General features: G+C 65.0%; 6 protein-coding genes. 2 read left to right on the top strand and 4 right to left on the bottom strand.

The genetic code is table 11. The annotated features are described in order from the left end of the window. A partial coding sequence (locus BT108_RS11895) for a response regulator transcription factor (RefSeq protein ID WP_143142448.1) occupies window positions 1-414 on the top strand: 414 nt, incomplete at its 5' end. Between the two features lie 186 nt (window positions 415-600). Here BT108_RS11895 and BT108_RS11890 read toward each other — a convergent pair. After that, complete coding sequence (locus BT108_RS11890; RefSeq protein WP_072294789.1) at window positions 601-1,299, bottom strand: pirin family protein; 699 nt, start codon at window positions 1,297-1,299, stop codon at window positions 601-603. Window positions 1,300-1,660: 361 nt separating this feature from the next. Between BT108_RS11890 and BT108_RS11885 the strand changes: the two genes are divergently transcribed. Continuing rightward, window positions 1,661-2,935: a lamin tail domain-containing protein gene (locus tag BT108_RS11885; protein ID WP_072294788.1), complete on the top strand. Its 1,275-nt coding sequence runs from the start codon at window positions 1,661-1,663 to the stop codon at window positions 2,933-2,935. 485 nt (window positions 2,936-3,420) lie between these two features. Here the strand turns inward: BT108_RS11885 and BT108_RS11880 are convergent, their stop codons facing one another. From BT108_RS11880 to BT108_RS11870, 3 genes are all read right to left on the bottom strand, one after another. Then, the gene (locus BT108_RS11880; protein WP_072294787.1) at window positions 3,421-5,031 is read right to left on the bottom strand and encodes an MFS transporter; all 1,611 of its coding nucleotides are present in this window, start codon (window positions 5,029-5,031) and stop codon (window positions 3,421-3,423) included. Between the two features lie 2 nt (window positions 5,032-5,033). Then, window positions 5,034-5,450, bottom strand: a complete 417-nt coding sequence (locus BT108_RS11875; RefSeq protein WP_072294786.1) for a hypothetical protein — start codon at window positions 5,448-5,450, stop codon at window positions 5,034-5,036. A gap of 123 nt (window positions 5,451-5,573) precedes the next feature. Further along, the gene (locus BT108_RS11870) at window positions 5,574-6,302 is read right to left on the bottom strand and encodes an amidohydrolase family protein (RefSeq protein ID WP_083566420.1); all 729 of its coding nucleotides are present in this window, start codon (window positions 6,300-6,302) and stop codon (window positions 5,574-5,576) included. Between the last annotated feature and the right edge of the window lie 43 nt (window positions 6,303-6,345).

The following is a 6,345-nucleotide window of genomic DNA, read 5'->3' as shown; positions in this document are numbered from 1 at the left end:
GTCTTCCATGGGGCGCGGGGCGTGGTGTACAAGGAGCAGCCGACAGCGACCATTCTCAAGGCGATCCAGAAGGTTCACGAGGGCGAGCTGTGGCTGCCGCGCAAGACGATGGGACGCGTCGTGACCAGCTTCGTGCAGGCGGAGCCGGCGTTTGCCGATCCCGTCACCGAGCGGATCGTTGCGCTGACGCGCAAGGAAGGCGCGATCGTGGCGGCGTTCGCGAGCGAGGCGGGCGCCTCGAACAAGAGGATTGCGCACACGCTGGGGATCAGCGAGCAGACGCTGCGCAACCACCTGACCTCGATTTTCGGCAAGCTTGGCATCCGCAACCGCTTCGACCTCTTCATGTTCGCCCAGCTCCACCATCACCGGCTCGACATCGCGCCTGCCCGTTCCCGCCCCGTCCATCCGTAACAGCCGATCCGGGGTTGAGGGGCAGGATTCCGGCCCGGTAAGGCATCTCTTTACCCTTTCGCTCACGCTGTGCCGGGACGCCGTCGGCGGAGGCTTGTCGCCGTGCTGGCCTTCCGCTCGAGGGGGTTGCTTCCCGAGCATTTCACCCCGCCGTTGCGCATCCCCGATGGCCTGGCCTTCTCGGGCTCACCACAGCTCGAACACGAGCACCTCGGCCTTGCGGCCCCGTTCGAGCACCAGGCGGTCCTCATCGATCAGCTTCGCCGCGTCTCCCGTCACGAGATCGCGGCCGTTGACCGAGAGGCCGCCCTGCGCCACGTGCACGTAGACGAAGCGATCGCTCGCCACCGCCTGTTCGATGCGCTCCTCTCCGTCCAGCAGCGCGGCGAACATGCGCGCGTCCGCCTGTATCCTCACCGAGCCGTCGGCGCCGTCGGGCGAAGCGACCAGGCGCAGCTTCCCGCGCTTTTCGGCTTCGTCGAAGTGCTTTTCCTCATAGCCCGGCGGGGTGCCGGTCCTGTTGGGCAGGAACCAGATTTGGAGGAAATGAACCCTTTCACTCTGGGAAGCGTTGAATTCGCTGTGCCGCACGCCCGTGCCCGCGCTCATGCGCTGCACGCTGCCAGGACGGATCACCGAGCCGCCGCCCGAACTGTCCTGGTGAGCCAGGGCGCCTTCGAGGACGTAGCTGACGATCTCCATGTCGCTGTGGCCGTGCGTGCCGAAGCCCTGTCCCGGCTGGACGGTATCGTCGTTGATGACCCGCAGCGCGCGAAACTGCGTATGCTCGGGGTCGCGGTAGTCCGCGAAGGAAAAGCTGTGCCAGGAATCCAGCCAGCCGTGGTCGGCATGGCCACGCTCATGGGCTCGACGCAGTTCGATCATGGGGGCTCTCCTTTCAGGGTAGTGGGAAAAGGCGTGCCGACACCGTGCTGTCATCGCTGCCGCGCTTCTTCCCATTTTACCGGATATATACTGGGTAACAGTCGGGAGGTGCCCGTGGCAACTCACTCAACCCGTTGCGCAGGATGGATTGATGCAGGGGCCGGCCAGGAAGTACCCGGGAGCAGGGTGGCCGCACGCCACATGGAGTGGGCGCTATCCGAAATCTCGTCGCGGAAGATTTTATTCTCGTCATCGGCGCTTGCATTCGCTATTTTTGCCGCATCCGCCCAATTGACATATTTCTGACACGAAATCCGGCTACCTTTCAAAAAATCGTCATTTGTCATGCGAGGGAACGGAAATGGCCAATCGCTATACACTCATCAGAGGCATCTTTCCGATCCTGGGCACCGAGCCGGACGGGGATACCATCCGCTTTCAGCCCGACAATCCATCTTTCGTGGAGCAGTTGGGCCCGGAAGGTCAGCGGCCGGCTTGGACACGCGGCGGCACCCAGATCAACGTCCGCTTCGAGGCAATCGATGCGCTGGAAACACATTTCCAGGGCACCCGCCAGCAGGTGGCACTGGGCGATCTTGCTGCCCGGCACATGCTGTCGGCCATGGGGTTCGATTCGTTCGACACCAGCGGCACCAAGGTCACCGCCGCCGAGCCGGAAAGCGTTCGTGGCTACGTACTCGCCAATTCACTCGATTCCTACGGGCGGATGATCGCCTTCGTCTATGCTGGCGAAACCGCGGGCGGCGACGGCTCGCCATTCTTCCTGGACGCGCCGACCCTGGGCCAGAGCGTGAACGCCCAGTTGCTGGTTGCGGGCATGGCCTACCCCGCCTTCTACACGACGCTGCCGGTCGACCTGAAGGATCACTTGGCCGCGCAAGCCCGGGTCGTGCGCGAACAGGCGCTCGGCCTGTGGCCCGAGGATGCGCCCAGCGTCGACGAGTCAGCCGAGATTGCCGATCTGACCGCTGCTCAGGCATTGATCATGTGGCCCAAGTTGTTCCGCCGGCTGGTCAGTTATTTTCAGGGCGGCAACACCGGTCTTGCGAAGTTCGACGCCTGGCTGCGGGAGGATAGGTACAGCCGCGACGACTATCTGCAACTGTCGAATGGAGAGCTCGGTAATATGCACGATCTCGTGGAGATCACGGGTAATGCGATGCGGCTACGCTACCGGCCGGAAGATCTGGTTGTTCTGCCCGATACCTTTGTCTTGCCGCCGCAGACCCCTTCACCGGTCCCGCCCGCGCCACCCGTCACCGTTCCTGCCGCCGCGCTGCGCATCATCGCCGCCCTGCCGAACCCGGCTGGCGAGGATGTCGATCACGAGACGGTGACCTTGATCAACACCGCAGCCACTACCGTCGATCTGGCCGGCTGGCAGTTGCGTGACCGTCAGCTTCAAGCCGCGGGCCATGCCGGTTTGGCGCTTGCGGGTACCATCGGCCCCGGTGAAGCCTTGCGTGTGCCACTCAAGGCACCGGTGCAACTTGGTAATGCCGGCGACGACGTCGTGCTTGTCGATCCGCAGGGTCAAGTCGCCGATCAGGTAAGTTACTCCCGGGATCAGGCGCGCTCGGGCATTACGATCGTTTTCTATAGATCCGGCCCATAAATATCAGGGACTATCCATGCCTGTTTGATGTCCAGTGGCAGATGGACAAAGGAGATGCACGGCGGCCCAGTTCCGCCGAACGACACGAACGCCGCCGACAGGTGATCCGCGCCTGGAAGCGAGCCGTCAACAAACGTCGTATCGCCAGGACGTGGGCCTGAGCTACTGGGCGGTCTGCAACATCGTGGCCCTGTCTTGCAGTGTCGCCAAGCCTCAGCCGAGAAAAAGAGCAAAGGAGTGAAAAGCAGGCGCCGAGGCATGGCTCCTGACAATTGGCAGACCGTTTCCGCCGTTTCCCACGCTATGCCATTTCCGTCGCATGCTGCTGATCAGTGCATACTGACGCCGCTACGCAAGCATTTGCATGAATATTCAAGAGCTGGCTTGAGATCAATGAATGGCGGGACGTGCGGGATATCGATGAGCACTACGTTTACTCCATGGCCCTCCAACCGGTTTCCGGGGAAACGTCAGGGGATGGATGATCATTTCCGCGGTGGCGCGACCAGGTGCGAAACGGCGGGTGGCGCGCTGCCCGCATGGAAATTCCGGATGCGTTCCTGTGTTGCGCGATCCGCTTCGGTGACGCGCTCGTGCTGGCGGAGGTGTTCCACCCAGGTGTCAAGCTCGAAGAATTCGATCCAGCGGCCGGGCCTGGCGGTATCCTCGAACAGCCGCCACAGGGTCGCGCCATCGCGGTGCCTGATGCGGCGCATCTCATCCATGGCGGCAATGAACGCAGTGGCGTGCTCGGCGGGAACCAGATATTCGACGGTAACCAGCACCGGCCCCCGCTCCAGTTCCGGATCGGATGCGGTGGCGGGCACCGGCCAGTGCAGGGAGGGTTCGAGGTTCGGAAGCTGGGTCGGCAGCCGTCTGCGGCGGACGAGGAGCAGGGCGAGCAGTTGTCCGCCGGCGGCGAGCGTGAGCGCGGCGGGGATGTCCCACCGCGTGGCGACGGCTCCCCAAAGCGCGCTGCCGCCCGCCATGGATCCATTGAATACGACGAGGTAGACGGCCAGCGTGCGCGCCTTCACCCAGTTGGGCAGCGCCATTTGCGCGGCGATGTTGAGGGTGGAGAGTGCCGCGATCCAGCCGGCGCCGGCAAGAAACGCCGTGCCGCACGCTGCCGGGAAGCTGTGCAGGCATGCGAAGCCGATGGCCGCCAGGGCGAGGAGGGAGGTGGCTGCCGCGATCACGGCGTCGGCGGATGCGCGTCTTCGGAATCGGGGCAGCACGAGTGCGCCGAACACGGCGCCACTGCCCACGCAGCCCAGCAGGATGCCGTAGCCCCCGGCCCCCAGTCCGAGTTCCTGCCGGGCGATCAAGGGCAGCAGGGCCCATGTGGCGCTGGCGAATACGAATACCGCGCCGGCGCGAAGGAGGACGGTATGCAGGTCGGGGGAGCGCCGGGCATACCGGAATCCGGCCTGGAGCGCTCCGATGAAGCGTTCCGGGGGAAGCGCCCCGCTGCGAGGCCCCCGACGCCATCGTGCCAGCACCACGAGCACCCCGAGTACCGAAAGGCCGTTGAGCACGAAGACGGCGCCTGGTCCGGCCACCGCAACGATGGCGCCGCCGAGGGCCGGCCCGATCGCGCGCGCAATGTTGACGCCCAGACTGTTCAGCGCCACCGCGGGCGAGAGATCCTCCCTGGAGACGAGCTCGGGGACGATCGCCTGGAAGGGCGGCGCGTTCAGCGCGGCGCCAAGGCCGAGCACGAAGGTCGCGAGCAGCAGGACCGCGGGAGTGACCAGTCCCAGGAACTGCAGCAGGCCGAGCGTCGTCGCGGCGATGAGCATCAGGCACTGGGCGAGGATCAGGAGTCGCCGCCGGTCGACGATATCGGCCAGCGCTCCCGCCGGCAGGGCGAACAGGAACATCGGAAGCGTCGTGGCGGCCTGGACCAGAGAGACCATGATCGGGGTCGGCGCGAGCGTGGTCATGAGCCAGGCGGCACCCACGTCGTGCATCCAAGTGCCGATGTTCGAAACGAGCGTGGCGATCCAGATCGTCCGGAACAGCGGTTGCGCCAGGGGTGCCCAGGGAGAGGTGTCGCGCTGGGCGCCGTGCAGGGTTGCGGGGCTTTTTTCCATGCTCAATCCCGGCCCAATGACGAGGCGTCCGCCGGATGTGCGTTTACCACCGGAATGCCAGGCTGGTCATGAGAAGGGTCACATCCCTGCTGTAGTTCAGGGCTGCTTCGATCCGTGCCGATCGGCCCGCCGGCGCGCCCGGCCTCGCCATGCACCCCGAACTGCACGAATGCCTGCACGGCCCTGCCGATCCTCAGGTCGCCATGCGCGAGGCTCCGGAACAGGACGTGGCCGTCGTCACCGGCACCGATGCCGAAATCATTGGGCCCGTAATATTGGGCGCGCATGCGTGCGTCGGCGCCCAGCGTCAGCGTGGCGGTCTCGCCGATACGCCGGCACTTGGGCCCGACCCGATCGCAGATCTGCTTCCAGTCTTCCTCGAACCGCAGGGATTGGTACCCTGCGGCAGCGGCGGGCATCCCCGCGGCCAGTACCGCGAGGGCAATGCCTCGGCATATGTACCTCGCCGTCCGCTCCCGGGATGGAAGGAAGCCTGCACGGACGCCAGAATGCTTGCCAGGCGGGTGGAAGGTGGAAAACACTCATACGGCCCAGCACGAGCAGCCGAGGGCACCCCAGAAACCGTGTTGCCCATCGATCTCCACGGCGTCCTGGTACGCCTGTCCATGGGCATGGCCATGTACGGCGCAGCCATTTCCGCAGCCGCAGGCTGCGCGGGCCTGCCGTTGCGTGGCGGCGGCCACTGCCGCCGTCACGGGCTTGAAGTAGCCGCCGAAGTAGTTCACCGGTGACCAGTCCGGCATGGCGGGCGGCAGAGGCGGCGCGAGTGCGCCAAACTCGCCGTAGCCGTGGACGATGCGTCCGCCGACGATCGTCAGGACGGAAACAAGGTTTCGAATCTCGTCCTCGGGCACCTGAAAATAGTCGGCGGACAGCACGGCGAGATCGGCGTACCGGCCCAGACTGATCTGGCCCTTGACGCCTTCCTCGTTGGAGAACCAGGTGTTCGCCTCGGTATAGAGCCGCAACGCCGTCTCGCGATCGATCCGGTTGCTTGCGGGGTACAGGGTCAGGCCCCCCAAGGTGTTGCCGGTGACGAGCCAGTAGAGTGCATTCCAGGGATCATGGCTGGCCACGCGCGTGGCGTCCGTGCCTGCGCCGACCTTCACGCCCATTTCCAGCATGCGCCGGTAGGGCGGCGTCCGTTCCGCTGCCCTGCGCCTTGCGGCATGATAAAAGGAACCCCGCCGAGGCAGCCGTCTTTCGATTCCCTTTCCGTCCTTTGCCGTTTCGTGAGCGTTCAACAGCATGAAAATTACCACGGCTTCGGATCGGATTCAATGGGATGCTGTG

The organism is Nitrosovibrio sp. Nv17 (assembly GCF_900119085.1).
Classification (GTDB): domain Bacteria; phylum Pseudomonadota; class Gammaproteobacteria; order Burkholderiales; family Nitrosomonadaceae; genus Nitrosospira.
This window is presented reverse-complemented; position numbering and strand designations above follow the sequence as displayed.